Below are 19,524 nucleotides of genomic sequence, written 5' to 3'. Positions count from 1 at the left end.
GTCGGGTGCGAGGTCAGGCGGCCCGGGCGGTGGCCAGGAGATCGCCGAACTCCTCGGGCGAGAGCGGGTGCGCGAACAGGAAGCCCTGTGCCGACCGGTACCCCAGTTCGTGCAGCCGGGCCGCCTGGTCGGGCGTCTCCACGCCCTCGGCGATCGTCTGCAGCCCGAGCGTGTCCGCCACCTGAAGGACCGTGGCGGCGACCGGCACCCGGTTCACCTCGGCCTGGGTGAACGTGATGTCCAGCTTCAGCTGGTCGATCGGCCAGTCGTGCAGCATGGTCAGCGTCGAGTGCCCGGTGCCGAAGTCGTCGAGGGCCACCCGGACGCCCAGCGACCGCAGCGCGGTGAGCGTGGTCGACGATTCGTGCGGATCGACCGGCATCGACTCGGTGACCTCGAGGGTGATCCGGTGCGGTGGCACGCCGTACTCGTCGAGCAGGGCGGCCACCAACGCGGCGAATCCGGGCTCGCGCAGATCCCGCGGCGAGACATTCACATTGAGTACGGCCGGGGCGTCCTCGCCGTGCGCCGCCGTCCACGCCGAGAGCTGCCGGAATGCCGCCCGCAGCACCCACCTGCTCAGCGGCACGATCAGTCCGGTGCTCTCGGCCAGCGGCAGGAAGCTCTGCGGCGGCATCGTGCCGTGCGTGGGATGCCGCCAGCGGACCAGCGCCTCGGCCCCGATCACCCGCCGGTCGGAGAGCGCCACGATCGGCTGGTAGAGCAGGTAGAGCTGGTCGCCGTCGATGGCGTCGCGCAGCTCGGCGCCGAGGTGCGCGTTGTCCGCGCCGGCCTGGGCCATGTCCGGGGTGAAGTGCAGCGACGCCGTCCCGGCGATGGCCTTGGCGGCGTACATGGCGATGTCCGCGTGCCGGAGCAGGCGGCCGGCCTCGTCACCCGCGCGGCCGTCGGCGATCCCGATGCTGGCCCGGATCGGCAGCTCGTGCCCGTCGGCGAGGACCGGCGCGCGGAGCGCCGCCATCATGCGCTGGGCGGCCAGGTCGGCCGCGGCCGGGTCGGCGCCGTCGAGCACCACCACGAACTCGTCGCCGCCGAGCCGGGCCACCGTGTCCTCGGCGCGGATGCACCCGTTCAGCCGCTCGGCGACGGCGATCAGCAGCAGGTCGCCGACCTCGTGGCCGAGGGTGTCGTTGACCTCCTTGAAGTCGTCGAGGTCGATCAGCGCGACCGCGACCGACCGCTCGCCGGGCGCGGTGAGGGCCTTGGTCAGCCGCTCGTGGAAGAGCCTCCGGTTGGGCAGTTGGGTCAGCGCGTCGTGGGTGGCGCCGTGGTCGAGCCGGCTCAGCAGCCGGCCGTTGTCCACGAACGCGGTGACCTGGCGGACCACGACCAGGGCGGTCAGCGCCACGGCGCTGATCACGACGACCCGGCGGTCCGGGGCGGACTCCGGCAGCGCCACGCTGAGCAACAGGGCGTCGACGGCGGCGATGGCCACGTACGGCAGGAAGCTGAACGACCGGCGGGGGCGCTCACGAACCCCGCGGCGCGGCGTGTAGTCGGCGGCCCGCTGTCGCTCGGCGGCCCAGCCGGCGAGGAAGAAGATCAGCGGCATGCCGACGATGCCCGGGAACAGGTGCGCGTTCATCGGCTCGACCAGCGGGCGCAGGGTGGAGCTGAGCGCGCCGACCAGCACGCCGACGCCGATCATCCGGAGCGCGGTGCGGTCGATGAACCCGGCCGGCCTGGTCAGCATCACCTTGGCCACCGCGAACACGGCCAGCAGGGCCAGCGTGGTGAGCGCCAGCGAGACGTAGATCATGCCCTGGTCGCCGCCGTGCAACGCGTGCCGGGTGGAGAAGTGCCAGGCGAAGATGGCGCAGGCCAGCATCACGGTGCCGGCGTCCAGAACGATGCGGAACAGCTCGCTGCCGCTCTGCCGGCCGAACGGCAGCCGCAGCAGGGCGTAGATGATCAGACCGATGGCAAGGCCGTCGCAGAGCATCTGACCGGGGCTGATGTGTTCGCCGGACGGGTCGGCCACGGTGATCATGTCGTACGCCTGGGCGACGCTGCCGAGGCAGACCAGGACCGACACCGGGAACAGGCGTCGCCAGAAGAGCCGGGTGGGTGCGGGAAGGTGGTCGGCCCGCGCCGCGCGCCGCCAATGCACCACCATGAGGCAGGAGCCGGCGACGCTCGGCAACCACAGGATCCACCAGGGCAGCACCGGGTGCACCGCGTTGATCGCAAAGCCGATCATGGCGAGCACAGCGAGCAGAGCGGACGCGCGCAGCAGGCGGCTGGAAGCGAACAGCCGGGACCAGCGCGCGCCCATCCGTCATCCTCCCTCGACCAGCTTCTGCGGGCCTTGGGATCGGCCGGTGCCCGGCGGATGTGAGGAATTCGCCCGACCAAGCCGTTCCCGGGCAACGCCGGTTCGCCTAGATTTCATGAACGTGAAGAACGTTCCGCCGATGCGCGCCCGCCTGAGCGTCGTGGTGCCGGTGTATCGCGTCGAGGCATACCTGGAGCAATGCCTCGACTCGGTGGTGACCGGCGACGACCGGGTCGAGGTCATCGCGGTGGACGACGCTTCCCCCGATCGGTGCGGCGAGATGCTCGACGCGTACGCCGAGACGCACCCCGGCCTGCGCGTGGTGCACCTGCCGCAGAACGTGGGACTGGGCCTGGCCCGCAACGCCGGGCTGGCCGAGGCGACCGGCGACTACGTCTGGTTCGTGGACAGCGACGACTGGGTGCCGCCCGGCTCGGTGGCCGCGGTGCTCGACGCGCTCGCGGCCGACGAGCCGGACGTGCTGCTCATCGACCATCTGCGCGTCCACGAGGATGGCCGGAGCAAGCCCGACGCCAGCTCGCCGCTGCTGGCCGGCGAGCCGACGCTGGAGCGGATGCTCGCCGTGCAGCACACCGCCTGGAACCGCATCGTCCGGCGCGAGTTCCTGCTGCACCACGGCCTGCTTTTCGGCCCGGGATGGTACGAGGACGTCTCGTTCAGCCACCCGGTGCTGCTGGCCGCCGACCGGATAGCCGCGCTCGACCGGGTCTGCTACCTGTATCGGATCGGCCGGCCCGGCGCGATCACCGCGACCCGCAGCGACCGGCACTTCGAGGCCTTCGAGCAGTACGACCGCGTCCTGCAGTGGGTGGCCGCGCACGACGTCGCCCCGGAGGCGCGGGCCCAGCTGTTCACCCTGATGATCAGCCACCTGCTGGTGGTGGCCGGCAACGAAGGCCGAATGCACCCGGGCGATCGGCGGCGGTTCTTCCGGCAGACGACCGAGCTGTACCGCCGGCACCGACCGGCCGGCTACCGCCCGCCGAGCGGGCTGGGCGGTCTCAAGCATCGGTTGGTGGCGATCGGCGCCTACCCGGTGTACGCGCTGCTCAGGGCCGGTTACCGGGTCGCCGGGCTGAGGCGCCGCAAACCCGGACAGACAGCTTCGGCTTCCGCGGAGGTCACCGCCGGGCCACGAACGACTCGGTCGAAGTCCATAATTTGAGCTTGTGCGTCGACCTGCCGCGTACCGTTGCCGCGCGGCCCGCTACGAGCGGTCCGTCGACGGCGAGATGAAACGGTCGTCTGGATCGAGAGAGGGAAGTAATGGCACAGTTCGGACCCGACAAGCGGCCGTACATCGTCGCGGAGATGTCCGGGAACCACAACGGCTCCCTCGACCGGGCGCTCGCGCTGGTCGACGCGGCGGCAGACGCCGGCGCCGACGCGATCAAGATCCAGACGTACACCGCGGACACCCTGACCGTGGACGTGAAGCACCCGCGGTTCCAGCTCTCCAAGGGCCACGATCTCTGGGGCGGCGAGTACCTCTACCAGCTCTACGAGCGGGCCCACACGCCGTGGGACTGGCACCAGCCGATCTTCGACCGGGCCCGCGAGCGGGGCATCACCCCGTTCTCCAGCCCGTTCGACCCCACCGCGGTCGACCTGCTCGAGAAGCTCGACGCGCCGTTTTACAAGATCGCGTCCTCGGAGATCACCGACCTGCCGCTGATCCGGCTGGCCGCGGGCACCGGCAAGCCGGTGATCATCTCGACCGGCATGGCCTCGGTCAAGGAGATCGCGGCCGCCGTCGAGGCCGCCCAGGGCGCCGGCGCGAGCGAGGTCACCGTGCTGGCCTGCACGGCGTCCTACCCCGCCCCGCCCGAGGAGACCAACCTGCGCCGCATCCCGGTGCTGGCCCAGATGCTCGAGCTGCCGATCGGCCTGTCCGACCACACGCTGGGCATCGGCGTGCCGGTCGCGGCGGTGGCCTTCGGCGCCTGCCTGATCGAGAAACACGTGACGCTCGACCGGGCCGACGGCGGCGTGGACTCGGCGTTCTCGCTCAACCCCGCCGAGCTCAAGCTGCTGCGCGAGGAGTCGGAGCGGGCCTGGCAGGCGCTGGGCACCACGCACATCGGCCCGACCGAGCACGAGAAGGAGGGGCTGCGGTTCCGCCGCTCCCTCTACGTGGTGACCGACGTGCGGGCCGGCGACCGGGTCACGCCCGAGAACGTCCGCTCGATCCGCCCCACCGGCGGCCTCGATCCCGAGGCGATCGGGCAGGTGCTGGGCCGCACCTTCACCGCCGACGCGGCCAAGGGCACCCCGCTGACCTGGGACCTCATCTGAGCTGACCGGACGGGCCCTCCGCCGCCGGCGTCACGCCGGCAGCGGAGGGCTTTCGTCTGTCGTCAGCGCCGGCCTTTGCCGTGAGCGTCACCGCCGGCGGCGGACGGCCTTCTTCGCGAACCGGTATGTCTCCCGGGCGACCAGCAGCATCCGGCCCGCCCAGCCCGACCGGTGGAACTGGATCTCCCGGTCGAGCTTGCTGAGCGCGCTGTCCCGGGACTCGATGATCTGCTCGGTCCACTCCATCATGGCCAGCAGGTGGCTGGCCTCGTACCGCTGCCGCCACAACGCCTCGGTCAACTCCCGGAAGGCGGGGATGTCGACGCCGGCCGTGCCCGGGGTGACCGCGAGCAGCTGAAGCCGGCGCTCCCGCTGCTCGTCGAGGGTCAGCTCGAAGTCGGCGGTCTCGAGCCGGATCCGCAGGTCGACCGCGGCGCGGACCGACTCGTCGGTCATGCCGCGGCCCGCCATGCCGAGCAGGGTGGCGGTCAGGTCGACGGCGCTCGAGGTGACCGGCCACGGGTGCGGCCGGGCCGAGGTGATCAGCTGGACGGCGAACTCCCAGAGGGCGCGGACCAGGGCGGTCTCGTAGTCGACCGGCTCGATCGGCTCCCAGCGGGTCGGCAGCAGGGCCGAGCCGTCCGGGGTGACGAAGACGTCGGCGAGGCCGGCCAGCGCCACCGGGCCGGTGAGCTTGCCGTCCACGGCCTGACCGCGCAGCCACGACTCGTACTGGGTCAGCTCGACGCGCAGGTCGCGCAGGTCGGCGGTGGCGCACAGGTGGAGCAGCCGCTCCTCGAGCACGTACCCGGTCTGGGCGCCGGGCGCGGACGGCTCGGCGATCCGGCGCAGGCCGGCCCGCTCGATCGGGTCCTCCAGCCGCCCCAGCACGGTGGTGCGGACCGGGCCGCCGTCGGAGGCGCTCACCTCGTACGCGAAGGTGCCCCGCGAATCGCCCACCAGCAGGTCGTGTCGCTGGACGTCGGAGCCGGGGACCGCACCGGGCGCCCGCGCCACCACCAGCCAGCCCGGCGCCACCGTGCCCTCGGCCCCGGCCCGCACCGCCCGGTTGGCCAGCACGCGCGGGTCGCTGAGCACCGGGCGGCCGCGGAACCCGGCGGCGAACGCGCTCGACAGCGCGGTGCCGAGGCGGGGACGCAGCGGGGAGGCGACGTTGCCGAGCACGCCCGGGCCGATCAGCACGGTCGGCGTGGCGGGCTCGGGGAACGCGGCGTAGGCGACGTCAATCACCAGGTCCGAGCCGGTGAGCCGACCGACCAGCTGCTCGCACGAGGCCGGGTAGTGCGCGTCGTGGTCGTCCAGCGGGTACCACGCCGAGTCGTTCGTCAGGTGCCCGCCGGGCGCCAGGCGCACCGTGTGGTGCAGGCCGAGGTGGTTGTCGTGCATGAGCAGGAGTACGCCGCCGGGGCGGACCGCTTCGGCCAGGCGGTCGAGGAGCTCGGCCGCGGTGAGCTGCTCGCCCTCGGCCGAGTTGAGCCGACCGACGCCGTCGAGCGCGACCACCAGGTCGTACCGGTCGGCCGGGTCGAGCTTGACCGCGGCGCCGGCGAGCACGGTGACGTTGGGGTGTGCGCGGGCGGCCTCGTCCGCGTCGGCGAGCGAGCGCAGCAGCCAGGTGACCGCGACGCCCGCGTCGACCAGGGCGGTGACCAGCTCGTCGGCGATCGGGCCGGCGACCAGGGCGGCGCGCTCGGCCGCGGCGAACTGCCCGATCAGGTGGTGCAGCACCGCCCCGCGCGGCACCTCGGGGCCGCGGCGCGGGTCACGGTCGGTCCAGGAGAACATCTCGCCGCCGATACGTCGCAGATTGCCAACCGGCGGCACGTTGAGGGCGGCCGTATAGTCCGTACCCTGCGCGGGGATCAGGGCAGCGGCGTCGGACATACTTCTACCTCTCGTTGACGTACAGGCAAGGCTCGTCGACGTTCTGCCGGGCCGGAGCCGAGTGATGCCCCCTCAGGTCGGCGCGGACCTTATCACCCAACTGTAAACGCAGGTGAAGTACGACACCGCGCAGTGACATCGCTCGATTGCCGGATTTGCCCCACTAGTCGCGCGAGTGAGTGGCCTCACCGTACTCCGGACCCTGCGCACGCGTTTGTCCGGACCCGGGGCGACGCACCGCTCGGCGGTGCGCCTACAGTGGACACGCGCAATGCGAATTTTTTTCAAGGCCCGGCCGGGGGCGGACGCCGCCAAGTCTCTCCCGGCTGCTCGGGGTCGACCCGGCGCGCGATCTGCCCCCATCGCTGCGCCGGGTCGGCTCGCACTCCCGCCGGTCAGGCCACCGGGGTCAGCTCCCGCTCGCCGCGGGCCGGGCCGTCCGCCAACGCCTGCGGCGCCGGCTCGTGGGCGATCTGCGGCAGCCAGCCCAGCCAGCGCGGCAGATACCAGTTCTTCTCGCCGAGCAGCGCCATCACCGCCGGCAGCAGCACCGCCCGGATGATCGTCGCGTCCAGCAGGACCGCGGCGGCCAGACCCACGCCCAGCTGCTTGGTCGAGGCCAGCGGCAGCGTCGCGAACAGCGCGAACACCGCCACCATGACGACCGCGGCGCTGGTGATCACGCCGGCCGTGCGACCGATGCCCTCGCGCACCGCCTGCCGGGTGGACAGGCCGCGGTCGTAGCCCTCCCGGATCCGGCTGAGCACGAAGACGTGGTAGTCCATCGAGAGGCCGAACAGGATGATGAACAGGAACAGCGGCATCCAGTTCGTCAGGCCGCTCGCCGCCTGGAACTGCAACTGCTTCTCGAAGTGGCCGTACTGGAAGACCCAGACCAGCATTCCGTACGCGGCGGCGACCGACAGCAGATTCAGCACCACCCCGGTGAACGCCACCACGACCGACCGGAACGACACCAGCAGCAGCAGGAAGGCCAGCCCGAGCACGAACCCGAACACCCACGGCAGGCTCGCGTCCAGCCGCGCGTTGAAGTCGGCGTTCCCGGCCTTCTCCCCGGTGACCAGGGCGGTCGCGCCCCCGATCCGGCCGAAGGTGGCCGGCACGACGTTCTGGCGCAGGGTGTCGAGCGCCTCCTCGCCGACCAGGCCGACCGAGACGACCGCCACCGTGCCGGCCGGGTTGATCCGCACCTCGACCGGGCCGGTGAGCTTCCCGCCGCTGGCGGCCACCGCCCGCTTGAAGCCGGCCAGTTGCCGGTCGAACTGGACGCCCTTGACCGAGGACGCCTCGACCACGACCTCGGCCGGCGACGTCTTGCTCGGGAACGCCGCGTCGACCGCCTTGTACGCCTGCACGATCGGCGCGTTCGGCGTCAAGTCCTCGATGCCCTGCCCCTTGGTCCGCAGGTCCAGCACCGGCGCCGCGATCACCGCGAGCGCACCGACCGCCACCATCGCCGAGATCAGCGGCTTGGCCAGGACCAGCCGCAGGAAGCCGTTCCAGAGCCGGCCGTCGCTGCGCCGCCGGTACAGCCCGGGGATCTTGACGGCGTCGACCCGGTCGCCGAGCGCCGACAGCATGGCCGGCAGCACGGTCAGCGAACCGAGGATCGCCGTCGCGACGACCAGGATCGTGCCGACCGCGAAGCTCACGAAGGTGGTGTCGAAGGTGAAGAACATGCCGGCCATGGCCACGATGACGGTGAGGCCGGAGACCCAGATCGATCGGCCCGAGGTCTGCGCCGCGATCACCAGGGCGCGGTGCGCGTCGGCCCCGGCGCGCCGCTCGTCCCGTTCCCGCTTGATGTAGAACAGGCAGTAGTCGACCCCCACCGCCAGGCCGACCAGCAGCATCACGTGCATCGTCGTCTCGTCGGCCGGCGCCAGCCGGCTGGCCGCCGCGAGCAGCCCGATCGCACCCACCACCGCGGTGACCGCCAGCGCGACGGGCAGCAGCGCCGACACCACCGCGCCGAAGGCGACCAGCAGGATGCCCAGGGTGACCGGGATGGAGAGCATGCCGAGCCGGTTCAGGCCCTTGTCGAGGTCGTCACCGATCAGTTTGTCGCCGCTCGCGTCGCCGCCCTCGGCGATGTAGAGGTCCCGGTGGGACGCCTGCACCCGGGCCACCGTGTCGAGCGCCGGCCCGACCCGTTCCTTGGCCGTCTCCGGGTCGCCGGCGATGCCGAAGGTGATCAGCGACGAGCGCTTGTCCGCCGACTCGATCGGCGGTTGCACGTCGGTCACGTTCGGCGTGGTGTGGAGCTGCCGGGTGAGGTCCGCGATCGCCGCGGACCGGTCGGTGCCCGCCCGGTTCTGCACGATCACCATCTCGCCGGCCGGCTCCACCGGGAACCCGGCCTGCTGGACGATGTGGTCGGCCCGCCCCGAGTCGCCGTGCCCGTAGTCGGAGTCAACCGCGTCCCGCGTGCCGATCTGTCCGCTGAGCACCGTCACGCCCACCACGAAGGCGATCCACCCCAGAATCGCGAGCGTCCGATGGCGGGCGCTCCACATCGCGGCCCGTGCCGCGATCCCCTTGACGTTCTCCGCGTTTCGCATGGATCGACGCTATGAAGAACGCCGATCCCGATCGATGCGGCTGACTCCCGTCTTCGGGGTAGGGCTAGCCCTACCCCGGGACATACGCGCTCAGCGGCGCCGGCGGTTCTCCCGCTTCAGCGAGATCGGGATCACCGTGATGGTCCGCCCGTCCGCCTCGCGTACCTCGGGCTCTCCCTCGACGAACCGGAACCGCCGGTTCATCTGCCGGACGACGACGTTGTCGGCCAGCACCTCGCCGGTGAGCTCGTCGAGGCCGAGCGCGTCGAACGCGTGGTCGCCGGCCTCCCGCATCACCTCGAGCCAGGCCGGCAGCGTCTCGCCGCGCTCCCCGAGGCCGTCGGCGTCGAGGAAGAACCCCCACGAGCCGGTCCGGCCCGGCCCGGCCGGGGACAGGTCGAAGAAGTTGACCACGCCGGCCGGGACGCCGTCGCGCTCATAGATCAGGACCTGCCGCGACGGGTCGGTGCGCACCTTCGACCACCAGGCCGCGTGCTCCTCGGCACCGATCTCGTGGCTGTTGATACTGACCTCACGGTTGGGCGGCTGGTTGCGCCACATCCGCATCGCGTCGAGATCATCGTCGGTCGCCGGTCGCAGCATGTAATCGCTCACCCTTCCATCGCTGTTTCATCTGAACGCTACAAGGCGCCCGGGTACGCCGTTCCCGACCAGGTATGCTTCGGCACCATGAACTCGCTGAGTCGGTCCCAGGTCCGCGACCTCATGGCGCAGGTCATGAAAAACCAGGGCAAAGAGCTTCCGGACGACGACAGCGCAGATCTCCGTACGATCGGTTTCCGGTCCCTCGACTTCTCCGAGCTGGCCCTGCGGGTCGAGGACGAGACCGGCGAAGAGCTGAACTTCGACGCGCCCGGCCTGCGGCAGATCGCCACTGTCGGTGACGTCCTCGACTTCCTCGTGCAGTTGCAGTCGGAGTGAGCGTGCCCGGCGTTCCCGAGAGGCCTGCCCGGGTGGCCGGCCTCGCCGGCGATGGCAACCGCATCGTCGCGAGCGGGCGACAGCTGACCTGGCGCGAGCTTCGCACCGCTGACCTGCCGTCGCCCGTCGCCGTGCTCGCGGCCACCGGCCTCGATGCGCTGGCCGCCGCTCGGCAGCACGCCGTGCAGGGGACGGAGCTCGTGCTCAGCACCCCGTCCCGGGTCGACTCCGAGTTGCGCGACGAACTCGCCGACGCCGGCTTCACCGTCGTCCGGCTCGACGACGGCGACGTCACGGTGGTCGAGAAGGGGCGGCAGCGCGCCGCCGATCCGGAGCGGCTGTGGCTGCTCACCTCGGGCTCGACCGGCCGGCCCAAGCGGGTCGGCCACACCCTCGACTCGCTGACCACGGTGCGTGGCACCCAGGAACCGCGGACGTGGCTGTGCCCGTACTCGCCGGGCACGTACGCCTGGTGGCAGGTGGTGACGCTCTCGCTCACCCAGCCCGGACAGGACCTCGTCGTGATCGAGCCGAGCGAGCTCGACATCTGGGCGCAGATCGCGAGCGAGCACGGGGTCACGGCCGCGTCCGGCACGCCGACGTTCTGGCGGCAGGCGATCCACCGCGACGGCGAGGCCCTCGCCCGGGTCCCGCTGCGCCAGATCACGCTCGGCGGCGAGCCGGTCGACCAGGCGATCCTCGACCAGCTGCGACAGATCTTCCCCGCCGCGCGGATCTCGTGGATCTACGCGTCCTCCGAGCTCGGCGCGTCGATCGTGGTGCACGACGGCCGGGCCGGCTTCCCGCAGGAGTGGCTCGACCGGTCGGCGCCCGACCGTCCGTCGATCTCCGTCGACGGCGACGAGCTGGTGATCCGCTCGCCGTACCACGGTGTCGGCCTGACCGGCGCGGTGCGCACCGGCGACCGCGTCGAGATCATCGATGGCCGGGTGCACATCGTCGGCCGGCTCAACAGCGACGAGATCAACGTGGGCGGGTCGAAGATCTCGGCCGGGCTCGTCCGGCACGTGCTCACCTCCCATCCGCAGGTGGCCTGGGCCCGCGTGACCTCGCGCAAGGCGCCGATCGTGGGCCGGATGGTCGCGGCCGAGGTGGTTCTCGCGCCGGCGGCCGACCGCGCGGAGGTCGACGAGACCGCCCTCGTAAAGTGGTGTGGTGACCGGTTGCCCGACTACGGCGTGCCGCGCCGCATTCGTTTTCTGGAAGAAATCCCGGTCAAGGAGACCCTGAAGAGCGATGTCTGACGCTGTGATCCCGCCCTCATCCGTCGTACTCGTTTCCGGCGGCTCGCGCGGACTGGGGCTCGCCATCGTCTCGGGCCTCCTGGCGGAGGGCCTGAAGGTCGCCGCCTTCGCGCGCACGGTGACGCCCGAGCTGCATGACCTGGCCGACAAGTACGAGGGCAAGCTGCACATCGGCTCGGTCGACATCACCGACATCGCGGCCTGCACCGCGTTCATCCGGGAGGCCGAGGACCGCCTCGGTCCGATCGACGGCCTGGTCAACAACGCGGCCATCGGCCAGGACTCGCTGCACGTGCACACCTCGGTCGACCAGATCGAGAAGATCGTGCACACCAACCTGACCGCGCCGCTCGTGCTGACCCGCCTCTTCCTGCGGCGGATGCTCGCCAAGGGCCTGCGGGGCCGGCTGGTCAACGTCACCTCGATCTGCGCCCAGCGCGGGTACTCCGGCCTGGTCGCCTACTCCGCCACCAAGGGCGGCATGGACTCCGCCACCCGGACGATCGCCCGGGAGCTCAACGGCCGGATCCTGGCCAACGCGGTGGCGCCGGGGTTCTTCGCCTCCGAGATGTCGGCCGTGCTCGGCCAGACCCAGCTCGACCAGATCACCCGGCGGACGCCGACCGGCCACCTGACCGACCCGGACGACGTCGTACCGGTGATCCGCATGCTGCTGTGCGAGAACACGAACATCAACGGCCAGGTGCTCGAGGTCGACGGCGGTGCCTCGATCTGACCGCGCCGACGTCCGCGACTACCTGGACCGGGCCGAGGACCATCTGCGGGTGAACGGCGGTGGCGACGCGCTGAGCCGCTCGCACACCGCCGATTTCCGCACCGTCGGCTGGTACGGCCCGCCGCCGGCCGGCTATCGCCTCGCCATCGACGCCGAGCGGCGGGACGCCGCCGTGCCGCCCACGCTGGGCAGCCGTTACGGAACGGTGGACTTCTGGGCGCGGTGGACCCGCGCGGAAAGCCTGTGCAAGGCGTACGACATGCCGATCTTGCGCTGGCTCCGGCGGTACGGGCTGGACGTCCCGCACGACCGGCCGGCGGTCTGGCGGACCCTGACCATCGACGACCTCACCGTGTCGGTGGCCTGCGTGCCGCTCGAGCGGCTCGAGCCGCTCAGTACACCTCTAGGTGCACCGTGTCCGCCCGCGGCTGAATCGTGATCCGCCGATCGCCGGCCGGGAACTCGATCGGCAGGTGGTCGAGCAGGAAGACGTCGGCCTGGACCGCGTGCGCCGATTCGCCGCGGACGGACTCCGCGAACAGGGTCCAGTCGACGAGGCCGGCCAGCGGGTCGAGCGACGAGCGCACCATGTCGGGCGGCGGCAGCAGGTCGGCGACGGCGATGCCGGCCGACCAGTGGCCGTCCACGTCGGCCACCTCGCACTCGGCGTCGATGTAGTCGTTGGAGTCGTCGAAGAAGCGGCGCCAGACGAACCGGGTGCCGCCGGTCTCCAGCCATGGCCCGCTCACGGTCAGCCGGGGGGCGTCGTCGCCGGACGGCACCTCGAGCGCCTCGGCGACGGGGCGGAGCGGTCCCTCGGTCAGGTTGACGTAGTTGGCCGGCGAGCGGGTCAGCATGAGCAGGCGGTCCTCGTGCACGCCCCACACGGATCGGGTGAGGCCACTGGCCAGCAGCCAGTTCTGGTCGCCGTCACCCACCCGGGGCACCCGGATCGTGCGCTGGGTGAACGGGTCGTCGGGGTTCGCGGTGTCGATGATCGCCTCGAAGGGCAGGCGGACCGTGAAGGTCGTGCCGTCGTCGCCGTCGTGGATCTCCATCGGCACGACGGCATCGCCCGACGACCGGCTCAGCCGGAACGGGGTCTCGGCGTCCGCCCCGGGCAGCCGGCCGGACAGGACGAACGCGCCGTCCTCCACCCGGGCCGAGGTCAGCTCGTACGGCCGGATCAGCTGCATCAGGACCAGCTGCCCGTTGCCGGCGCGGGTCGGCTGGATCCAGACGTCGTCGGCGACCCAGGCGCCCGGTGCGTAGTACGGGTTGCCCGGACGCAGGTTGCGCAGCATCGACCGGCGGCGCAGCAGGCCCCGGCGGATCTCGAGTTGGAGGTGGAACAGCGCCTCGTCGGGCGCGAAGCCGGCGAGCACCGCACGGGGCACGCGCGCCTCGAAGCCGACCTCGGCCGGCTTGCCGTGCTCGTCGAGGGTCTCGAACCGGCTGACCGCCACCCGGGTCCGCTGGTGGTCGCGGACCAGCCACATCCGCAGGGTGGACTTCGGGTCGTGCGCCAGGTGGCGGATCTCCGCCGTGCCGCGGACGATCAGATCGTCGTCGTCCCAGCCGACCCAGGTCACCGAGTTGGCCAGGTCGATCTGGTGGTGCGGCAGCTGGTAGAGCTTGCGCGGCCCCCGCCGGGGGTGGTCCTCCAGGCCCGGGTACTGGTTTTCGAAGCGCCACGGCAGCACCGGGTTCCGCCGGGCGAGGGCGCCGCCGCGCAGACCCCCGTCGAGCCGGAACTGCGCCAGGCGGCACAGCAGATCGACGTCGCCGGTCTGCAGGGCGTGGTACTGCAGCATCTCGTACGGGGAGCCCTCCCGCCGCAGCTGCCGGTCCAGCCGCTGCGCCAGCCGCTGGCCGAGTTGTACCAATTTGTCCCGCTCGTCCTCGGGTACCGAGCTGAACGCCAGGATCAGCGCCGTGAGGTCGATCTCCGCGAGCAGGCCCTGCACCTCGCCCCGCAACTCCGGTGCCCGCTCGTCGATCATGTCGAGCACGATCTCGGCCGAGACCACCCGGTCGTACAGGTTCGAGTACTCGTACTTGAGCTGGGTGATCGACTCGCCCGACTCGCGCTCCCGCCAGTAGTAGACGGGCGTGGCGAGGACGTCGACGGTGACCGCGTCGATGTGGGCCTTCAACGTGACGGGGTAGTCCTCGTACCGAATGGCCGGGAACTCGTAGCCGAAACGGTCCCAGAACGACCGCCGATAGACCTTGTTCCACACCATGCGGTCTCGCGCGAGGGCCTGGAACTCGAAGATGTGGGTGGCCGGCCGGTCCTTCAGGAACGGGACCTGGTGCACCCAGGACGGGCGAACGCCGCGCGTGTTGTTGAAGCGCCGGGCGTTGCCGGCCACGAACGACGAGCCCGTGCCGTCCAGCGACCGCACCATGATCTCGTACGCGTGGCGGGCGACCAGGTCGTCGCTGTCGACGAAGGTCAGGTACTCGCCCTCGGCGTGCCGGGTGCCGGTGTTACGGGCCGGGCCCAGCCCCTGGTTTTCCTGCGTCACCAGGCGAAACCGGTGGTCGCGGTCACAGAAGGACTTCGCCACCACGGAACTGCCGTCGCGCGACCCGTCGTCGACGAGGATCACCTCGAAGTCGTCGAACGTCTGGCGGACCAGCGAGTCGAGGCAGTCTCCGATGTACGCCTCGACGTTGTAGAACGGCACGACCACACTGAGCCGGGGTTTCATGCTGCCTCCTCACGGATGCGAGTGGGCGGTTCGCACGGGCGGACCCGGACGGCGGACATGGCTACGCGGCGGGAAGCCGGGTGGGATGTCGGCACGATACCAGTTTCGACGAGGGACTCTTTTGGCCGAGACGTTATCAACGGCAAATGATGTTGCTAGTGACGGGTCCCCGGCGAGGAGTGCGGCCCGTCACCTCGCCGGGCCGCCGGGAGCCGAATCGGCCGGGACCCGGCGTCGAAGTAGAATCCCGGGGCGACATCGCGCGCCGACGCTGAATGCGAGCTCATGGACTCCAGCAACCACTGGTACGGGCATGCCCACATCCTTGCCGCCTACTGCGGCAAGGACCCGGTCAAGCCACCCCGGATCAACGGGGTGGTGCAGCACGGCTGGAACATCCTGCACGGGTTCGGCCCGGGCCACGAGCCGCCCGACGGGTTCCTCAAGTACGTCTGGTCCGACGTCTCGCGCCGCCGCGGCCATCTGATCGGCTGGCGGGACTACGCGGTGATCGGTTCGCCCTGGGCGTACCTGGTGGCGCAGCAGCCGGAGCAGCCGGCCGAGCGATCCGGCACGATCTTCTACCCGTTCCACACCTGGGAACAGGGCAGCATCGAGGGCGACCACGGCGAGTTGATCGCCCGGATCAAGGAAGTCGAGCCCGGCCCGGTCACGGTCTGCCTGTACTGGATCGAGTACGACATGCCCGAGGTGCGGCGCGCCTACGAGCGGGCCGGCTTCCGGGTGATCTGTCACGGTCAGCGCGGTACGGCCTGGAAGGGCACCGATGCCCGATTCCTCTACAAGCAGCTCGCCGAGTTGCGCCGGCACAAGCGGGTGGCGTCGAACCGGCTCACCACGGCGATCTTCTACGGCGCGTCGGTGGGTTGCGAGGCCGGCGTGTACGGCCCGCAGATGGACTTCGTCGAGGACCGCGGCGGATTCGACGGCAAGCATTACGTCCAGCGGCTGCACCCGGAACTGCATGGCGAGTCCATCGACCCGAAACTTCTCGCCGAGGTGACCCGATCGGAGCTCGGACTCGACGAGTTGCTGAGCCCGCAGGAACTGAGCTACGAGCTCGGATGGAGCATGGCATGAGCGATCACGACCTGCCCGGCCGAGTACGGCTGCTCGGCGGCGAGATGCCCGCCTGGTCCGACCACACGTCGGCCTGGGAGCCGGCCCGCAGCGGGGCCCACCTCCCGATCCTGCTCGCCGCCCTGGCCGGCCGGTCCCGGGTGCTGGTGGCCGGGCCGCACGAACCCGACCTGCTCGCGGCCGTGGCCGGCGCGATCGACGGCGAGCTGACCTGCCTGGTGCGCTCGATCCCGGACGCACGGCTGGTCAGCGAGGCCCTCGACGCCGAGGCGGACGGCAGCCGGGTCCGGGTCGTCTGCGGCAGCCTCGAGCGGTTCGACGACACCGGGTACGACGCGGTGGTCGCGCTCGACGACGTCGTCCGGCTGTACTCGACCGAGGGCCCGGAGCCGGCCTTCGGGACCGCCCTGGCGGATCTGCGCCGGCTGCTGACGCCCGACGGCGTCCTGGTCGTGATGGTGCACAACGAGCTGGGCGTGCACCGGCTGACCGCGGAGGTCCAGCCCGAGGCCGACCAGTCCGAGCCCGCCTGGAGCCGCCCAGCGGACGCGGACGACACCCGCCCGCGGGGACTCGCCGATCTGGCCGAGCAGTTCGGGCCCGGCGCCGCGATCTGGCCGGTCTACCCGCTGCCGTCGGCGCCGGTGCTCGCCTGGGGTCCGGCCGCGGGGTCGGTGGACCGGACCGAGCACGCCGGCTTGCTCGCGGCGTTGTCGGAACCGGCCGTGCGGGTGCTCGAACGCACCCGGCCGCCGGCCGATGTCCCCTCGCTGATGCGGCGGGTCTGGCGGTCCGGGCGGCTGCCCGAGTTCGCCGCCGGCTGGCTGGTCGTCAGCGCACCGACCGCCGACCCGACCGCGGACGACGTGGTGGCGTGGCTGGCCGCCGACCGGAGCGCGCCGGTCGCGGTCCGGCTGGCCGGTGGCCGCCCGGTGCTGCCGGACGGTTCGGCGGTGCCCGCCGGCCCGTTGCTCTCGGACGTGCTGGCGCAGGCGGTGGTCGCCCCGGATCAGGCCGCCCTGCGGTCGGCAGTCCGCGGGTACGCCGAGTGGCTCGCGACGCTGAGCGACGTGGCCTCGGCCCCGGCCTGCCGGGTCGTCGTCGGCGCCGGCGGCGAACACCGGCCGCTGGCCCTCGGTGACCCCGGCCCGACGCCGGTGGCCAAGACCGCGGACGAGCAGCTGCTGATCGCGGTGGCCGAGCTGGTGCGCCGGGTCGAGCAGCACGGTTACCGCCGCACCTGGCCCTCGCACCTGACGCCGGCCGAGGCGGTCGCCTGGGTCGCCGCGATGCGGGGCACGCCCGTGCCCGACGACGCGGTACGGCGGGTCGTCGCCGACGCGGGGCTGGACCAGCCGCTCGCGCCGCGGTCCGGCGTGCCGGTCGCGGTCACGGCGGCCGCCGAGCGGTTCGAGGAGTCCAACGCCGCCCGGGCGCGCTGGTTCGAGACCCGGCTCAAGGCGGCGGAGACGCAGCTGGCGACGGCGTGGAGCGAGGTCGCCAAGGCCCGCGGGGCATACCGGCAGATTGCCCGAGGCCAGCTGACGACCCGGCTGAAGGAGGCCGCCCCGCCCAGCGCGCTGCGGCTCGGCCGGGCTGTCAAGGGACGCCTGCGGGGAGCGAAGCGGCTGACCCGCAAGCTCCGCGGCTGACCCCGACCGCGCGCCTCAGCCCGGGAGGCCCTGGAGGTAGGCCAGCACCGCCAGGACGCGGCGGTGCTGCTCCTCGTCCTGGTGCAGGTCGAGCTTGGTGAAGATGTTGCGGACGTGCTTCTCCACCGCGCCGTCCGTGACCACCATCTTGCGGGCGATCGCCGTGTTCGACAGGCCTTCGGCCATCAGCTCGAGCACCTCGCGCTCGCGCGGGGTGAGGTTGCGCAGCGGGTCGTCCCGGCGGCGGCGCACCAGCAGCTGGCTGACCACCTCGGGGTCGAGCACGGTGCCGCCGCCGGCCACCCGGCGCAAGCCCTCGAGGAACTCGCCGACCTGGGAGACCCGGTCCTTCAACAGGTAACCGACCGCGCCCAGCCGGTCGGCGAGCAGGTCGTCGGCGTACGAGACCTCGACGTACTGGGAGAGCACCAGGATCGGCGTGCCCGGGACCAGGCCGCGGGCCTCGACCGCCGCGCGCAGCCCCTCGTCGGTGTGCGTCGGCGGCATCCGGACATCCACGATGGACACGTCCGGCTTGTGCTCGACGATGGCGGCGACGAGGGCAGGCCCGTCGCCGACGGCCGCCACCACGGTGTGGCCGTTCTCCTCGACGAGCCTGATCAAACCCTCACGCAGCAGCACCGCGTCATCAGCGATTACGACCCGCATGCCGCCAATGCTGTCAGACGGCGTGCGGCTATAGGGGCAGGGCCGCCGTGAGCCGCGTCCCGCCGCCCGCCGGGCTGTCCACCGCCAGCACCCCGCCGGCCGCGCGCACCCGGTCGTCCAGCCCGGCCAGCCCGTGTCCCTTGGCGAGGCTGGCGCCGCCGATCCCGTCGTCGGCCACGCTGACCATCAGGCCGGTGGCAATCCGCTCGACGCTGACCTGCACCTCGCTGGCCTGGCTGTGTTTCGCGACGTTGGTCAGCGCCTCGGCGACCACGAAGTACGCAGTGGACTCGACGGCCGGGTCGAGCCGTTCGATCGGCGGCGCGTCCAGGTCGACCGGCACCGTGCAGCGGCCGGCCAGCGCGGTGAGCGCCGCCTGCAGGCCGCGGTCGACCAGGATCGGCGGGGCGATCCCGCGGGACAGCGCGCGCAGCTCGTCGAGCGTCTCCCGGGTCTGGGTGAGCGCCTCGGCGACGGTCGCCCGGGCCGCGTCGGGGTCGGTGGCGAACTGCTGCTCGGCGCGGCCGAGATCCATCGCGAGCCGGACCAGGCGCTGCTGCGGCCCGTCGTGGATGTCCCGCTCGAGCTTGCGCAGCGCGGTGGCCTCGGCCGAGACGGCGGCGGCCTTCTGCTGCTGGGCGACCTCGCGGGCGGCCTCGGCCTGGGCGACCTGCTCGCGCAGCTCGTTCATGCCGCAGAGCAGGCCGCGGGCGAAGTACGCCTCGAGCAGCGCCGAACCCCGCACGACCCAGTACAGCGTGCCCGCGAAGAAGACCCCGGTGGCCAGGTAGAACGCGACCTTGGTGCCGTAGCTGCCGTCGAAGCCGAGCAGGTCGGGCAGGTCCTGGTCGTTCGGCCCGTTCGGCAGCGCCCAGCCCCACAGGCCCCAGGTGAACCCGTTGAGCACGCCGGCCCACCAGGTCAGCACGAAGCAGAACGAGATGGTGCTGGGGATGAAGCGGAACATGCCGTGCAGCAGGTCGAGCCAGCTCTGCCCGTCGCTCAGCGGGGCGAGCAACCGGCGGAGGAAGCCGTCGCCGGTGGGCTTCTTGTAGTACGGGTGCTCCAGTCGCCGGTTGAGGATCGGGCCGATCCGGGCCCGTTCCAGCACGGCCAGGCCGCGGGCCAGGTACATGGCGCCGAGCAGGATCGGCAGCCCGATCCAGACGACGCTCAGCCCGACGCCCAGCCAGAAGACGGTCATGCAGAGCGAGACCGCGATGATCCCGATCGGGAACCCGATCAGGACGTACTGCGTGTCGAGGCCGATCTGCCGGAGGATCCGGCGGGGCGGGGCGGAGGTCGGGGTCGTCGTCATGTCATTGACGCTAGGCATCGACGGG

At 71.8% G+C, this 19,524-nt stretch carries 15 protein-coding genes; 8 read left to right on the top strand and 7 right to left on the bottom strand.

The window, feature by feature from the left end:
• Positions 1–13: 13 nt before the first annotated feature.
• Positions 14–2,296, bottom strand: coding sequence for a putative bifunctional diguanylate cyclase/phosphodiesterase (locus ODJ79_RS39065; protein ID WP_263028741.1), 2,283 nt, complete (start codon positions 2,294–2,296; stop codon positions 14–16).
• A 115-nt stretch (positions 2,297–2,411) separates the two neighbouring features.
• Between ODJ79_RS39065 and ODJ79_RS39060 the strand changes: the two genes are divergently transcribed.
• Positions 2,412–3,482, top strand: coding sequence for a glycosyltransferase family 2 protein (locus ODJ79_RS39060; RefSeq protein ID WP_263028740.1), 1,071 nt, complete (start codon positions 2,412–2,414; stop codon positions 3,480–3,482).
• Between the two features lie 101 nt (positions 3,483–3,583).
• Complete coding sequence (gene pseI, locus ODJ79_RS39055; protein WP_263028739.1) at positions 3,584–4,612, top strand: pseudaminic acid synthase; 1,029 nt, start codon at positions 3,584–3,586, stop codon at positions 4,610–4,612.
• Positions 4,613–4,699: 87 nt separating this feature from the next.
• On the opposite strand, the gene ODJ79_RS39050 is transcribed toward pseI, so the two are convergent.
• The 3 genes from ODJ79_RS39050 to ODJ79_RS39040 form a co-directional block, all read right to left on the bottom strand.
• Positions 4,700–6,517 (bottom strand): hypothetical protein, encoded by a 1,818-nt coding sequence (locus ODJ79_RS39050; RefSeq protein WP_263028738.1) that lies wholly within the window; start codon positions 6,515–6,517, stop codon positions 4,700–4,702.
• A 395-nt stretch (positions 6,518–6,912) separates the two neighbouring features.
• A complete protein-coding gene (locus tag ODJ79_RS39045) occupies positions 6,913–9,099 on the bottom strand; it encodes an MMPL family transporter (RefSeq protein ID WP_263028737.1) in 2,187 nt (728 codons plus the stop codon).
• A 90-nt stretch (positions 9,100–9,189) separates the two neighbouring features.
• On the bottom strand, positions 9,190–9,714 hold the full coding sequence (locus tag ODJ79_RS39040; protein WP_263028736.1) for a GNAT family N-acetyltransferase: 525 nt from the start codon (positions 9,712–9,714) through the stop codon (positions 9,190–9,192).
• Between the two features lie 75 nt (positions 9,715–9,789).
• Between ODJ79_RS39040 and ODJ79_RS39035 the strand changes: the two genes are divergently transcribed.
• From ODJ79_RS39035 to ODJ79_RS39020, 4 genes are read left to right on the top strand one after another with little or no spacing between them, the layout of a single operon-like run.
• Positions 9,790–10,041 (top strand): acyl carrier protein, encoded by a 252-nt coding sequence (locus tag ODJ79_RS39035; protein ID WP_263028735.1) that lies wholly within the window; start codon positions 9,790–9,792, stop codon positions 10,039–10,041.
• A gap of 2 nt (positions 10,042–10,043) precedes the next feature.
• A complete protein-coding gene (locus ODJ79_RS39030) occupies positions 10,044–11,306 on the top strand; it encodes an AMP-binding protein (RefSeq protein ID WP_263028734.1) in 1,263 nt (420 codons plus the stop codon).
• The gene (locus ODJ79_RS39025; protein ID WP_263028733.1) at positions 11,299–12,042 is read left to right on the top strand and encodes an SDR family NAD(P)-dependent oxidoreductase; all 744 of its coding nucleotides are present in this window, start codon (positions 11,299–11,301) and stop codon (positions 12,040–12,042) included. Before ODJ79_RS39030 ends, ODJ79_RS39025 begins: the two co-directional genes overlap by 8 nt.
• A complete protein-coding gene (locus ODJ79_RS39020; protein WP_263028732.1) occupies positions 12,029–12,481 on the top strand; it encodes a hypothetical protein in 453 nt (150 codons plus the stop codon). The genes ODJ79_RS39025 and ODJ79_RS39020 overlap by 14 nt, the downstream gene beginning before the upstream one ends.
• Here the strand turns inward: ODJ79_RS39020 and ODJ79_RS39015 are convergent.
• Complete coding sequence (locus ODJ79_RS39015; protein ID WP_263028731.1) at positions 12,435–14,759, bottom strand: glycosyltransferase family 2 protein; 2,325 nt, start codon at positions 14,757–14,759, stop codon at positions 12,435–12,437. The genes ODJ79_RS39020 and ODJ79_RS39015 overlap by 47 nt on opposite strands.
• Positions 14,760–15,044: 285 nt before the next feature.
• On the opposite strand from ODJ79_RS39015, the gene ODJ79_RS39010 reads away from it, so the two are divergent.
• Together ODJ79_RS39010 and ODJ79_RS39005 are read left to right on the top strand one after the other, a co-directional pair.
• Positions 15,045–15,860, top strand: a complete 816-nt coding sequence (locus ODJ79_RS39010) for a hypothetical protein (RefSeq protein ID WP_263028730.1) — start codon at positions 15,045–15,047, stop codon at positions 15,858–15,860.
• The gene (locus ODJ79_RS39005) at positions 15,857–17,512 is read left to right on the top strand and encodes a class I SAM-dependent methyltransferase (protein WP_263028729.1); all 1,656 of its coding nucleotides are present in this window, start codon (positions 15,857–15,859) and stop codon (positions 17,510–17,512) included. Before ODJ79_RS39010 ends, ODJ79_RS39005 begins: the two co-directional genes overlap by 4 nt.
• Positions 17,513–17,527: 15 nt before the next feature.
• Here ODJ79_RS39005 and ODJ79_RS39000 read toward each other — a convergent pair whose 3' ends face one another.
• Entirely contained in the window at positions 17,528–18,181 is a 654-nt protein-coding gene (locus ODJ79_RS39000) for a response regulator (protein ID WP_263028728.1), read from the bottom strand.
• A 28-nt stretch (positions 18,182–18,209) separates the two neighbouring features.
• Positions 18,210–19,499, bottom strand: coding sequence for a sensor histidine kinase (locus tag ODJ79_RS38995; RefSeq protein WP_263028727.1), 1,290 nt, complete (start codon positions 19,497–19,499; stop codon positions 18,210–18,212).
• Positions 19,500–19,524 lie beyond the last annotated feature (25 nt).

The sequence above is a fragment of the Actinoplanes sp. KI2 genome (genome assembly GCF_025630775.1).
In the GTDB taxonomy this organism is placed as follows: domain Bacteria; phylum Actinomycetota; class Actinomycetes; order Mycobacteriales; family Micromonosporaceae; genus Actinoplanes.
The sequence above is the reverse complement of the archived record's forward strand: the minus strand, read 5'-3'. Positions and strand labels throughout refer to the sequence as shown.

Excerpts from the sequence above, each read along its gene's own strand:
- ODJ79_RS39060 (WP_263028740.1), top strand. The coding sequence starts at position 2,412 with ATGAACGTGAAGAACGTTCCGCCGATGCGCGCCCGCCTGAGCGTCGTG.
- ODJ79_RS39015 (WP_263028731.1), bottom strand. The coding sequence starts at position 14,759 with ATGAAACCCCGGCTCAGTGTGGTCGTGCCGTTCTACAACGTCGAGGCG.
- ODJ79_RS39025 (WP_263028733.1), top strand. The coding sequence starts at position 11,299 with ATGTCTGACGCTGTGATCCCGCCCTCATCCGTCGTACTCGTTTCCGGC.
- ODJ79_RS39050 (WP_263028738.1), bottom strand. The coding sequence starts at position 6,517 with ATGTCCGACGCCGCTGCCCTGATCCCCGCGCAGGGTACGGACTATACG.
- ODJ79_RS39035 (WP_263028735.1), top strand. The coding sequence starts at position 9,790 with ATGAACTCGCTGAGTCGGTCCCAGGTCCGCGACCTCATGGCGCAGGTC.
- ODJ79_RS39000 (WP_263028728.1), bottom strand. The coding sequence starts at position 18,181 with ATGCGGGTCGTAATCGCTGATGACGCGGTGCTGCTGCGTGAGGGTTTG.
- pseI (WP_263028739.1), top strand. The coding sequence starts at position 3,584 with ATGGCACAGTTCGGACCCGACAAGCGGCCGTACATCGTCGCGGAGATG.
- ODJ79_RS38995 (WP_263028727.1), bottom strand. The coding sequence starts at position 19,499 with ATGACGACGACCCCGACCTCCGCCCCGCCCCGCCGGATCCTCCGGCAG.
- ODJ79_RS39005 (WP_263028729.1), top strand. The coding sequence starts at position 15,857 with ATGAGCGATCACGACCTGCCCGGCCGAGTACGGCTGCTCGGCGGCGAG.
- ODJ79_RS39045 (WP_263028737.1), bottom strand. The coding sequence starts at position 9,099 with ATGCGAAACGCGGAGAACGTCAAGGGGATCGCGGCACGGGCCGCGATG.
- ODJ79_RS39065 (WP_263028741.1), bottom strand. The coding sequence starts at position 2,296 with ATGGGCGCGCGCTGGTCCCGGCTGTTCGCTTCCAGCCGCCTGCTGCGC.
- ODJ79_RS39010 (WP_263028730.1), top strand. The coding sequence starts at position 15,045 with ATGGACTCCAGCAACCACTGGTACGGGCATGCCCACATCCTTGCCGCC.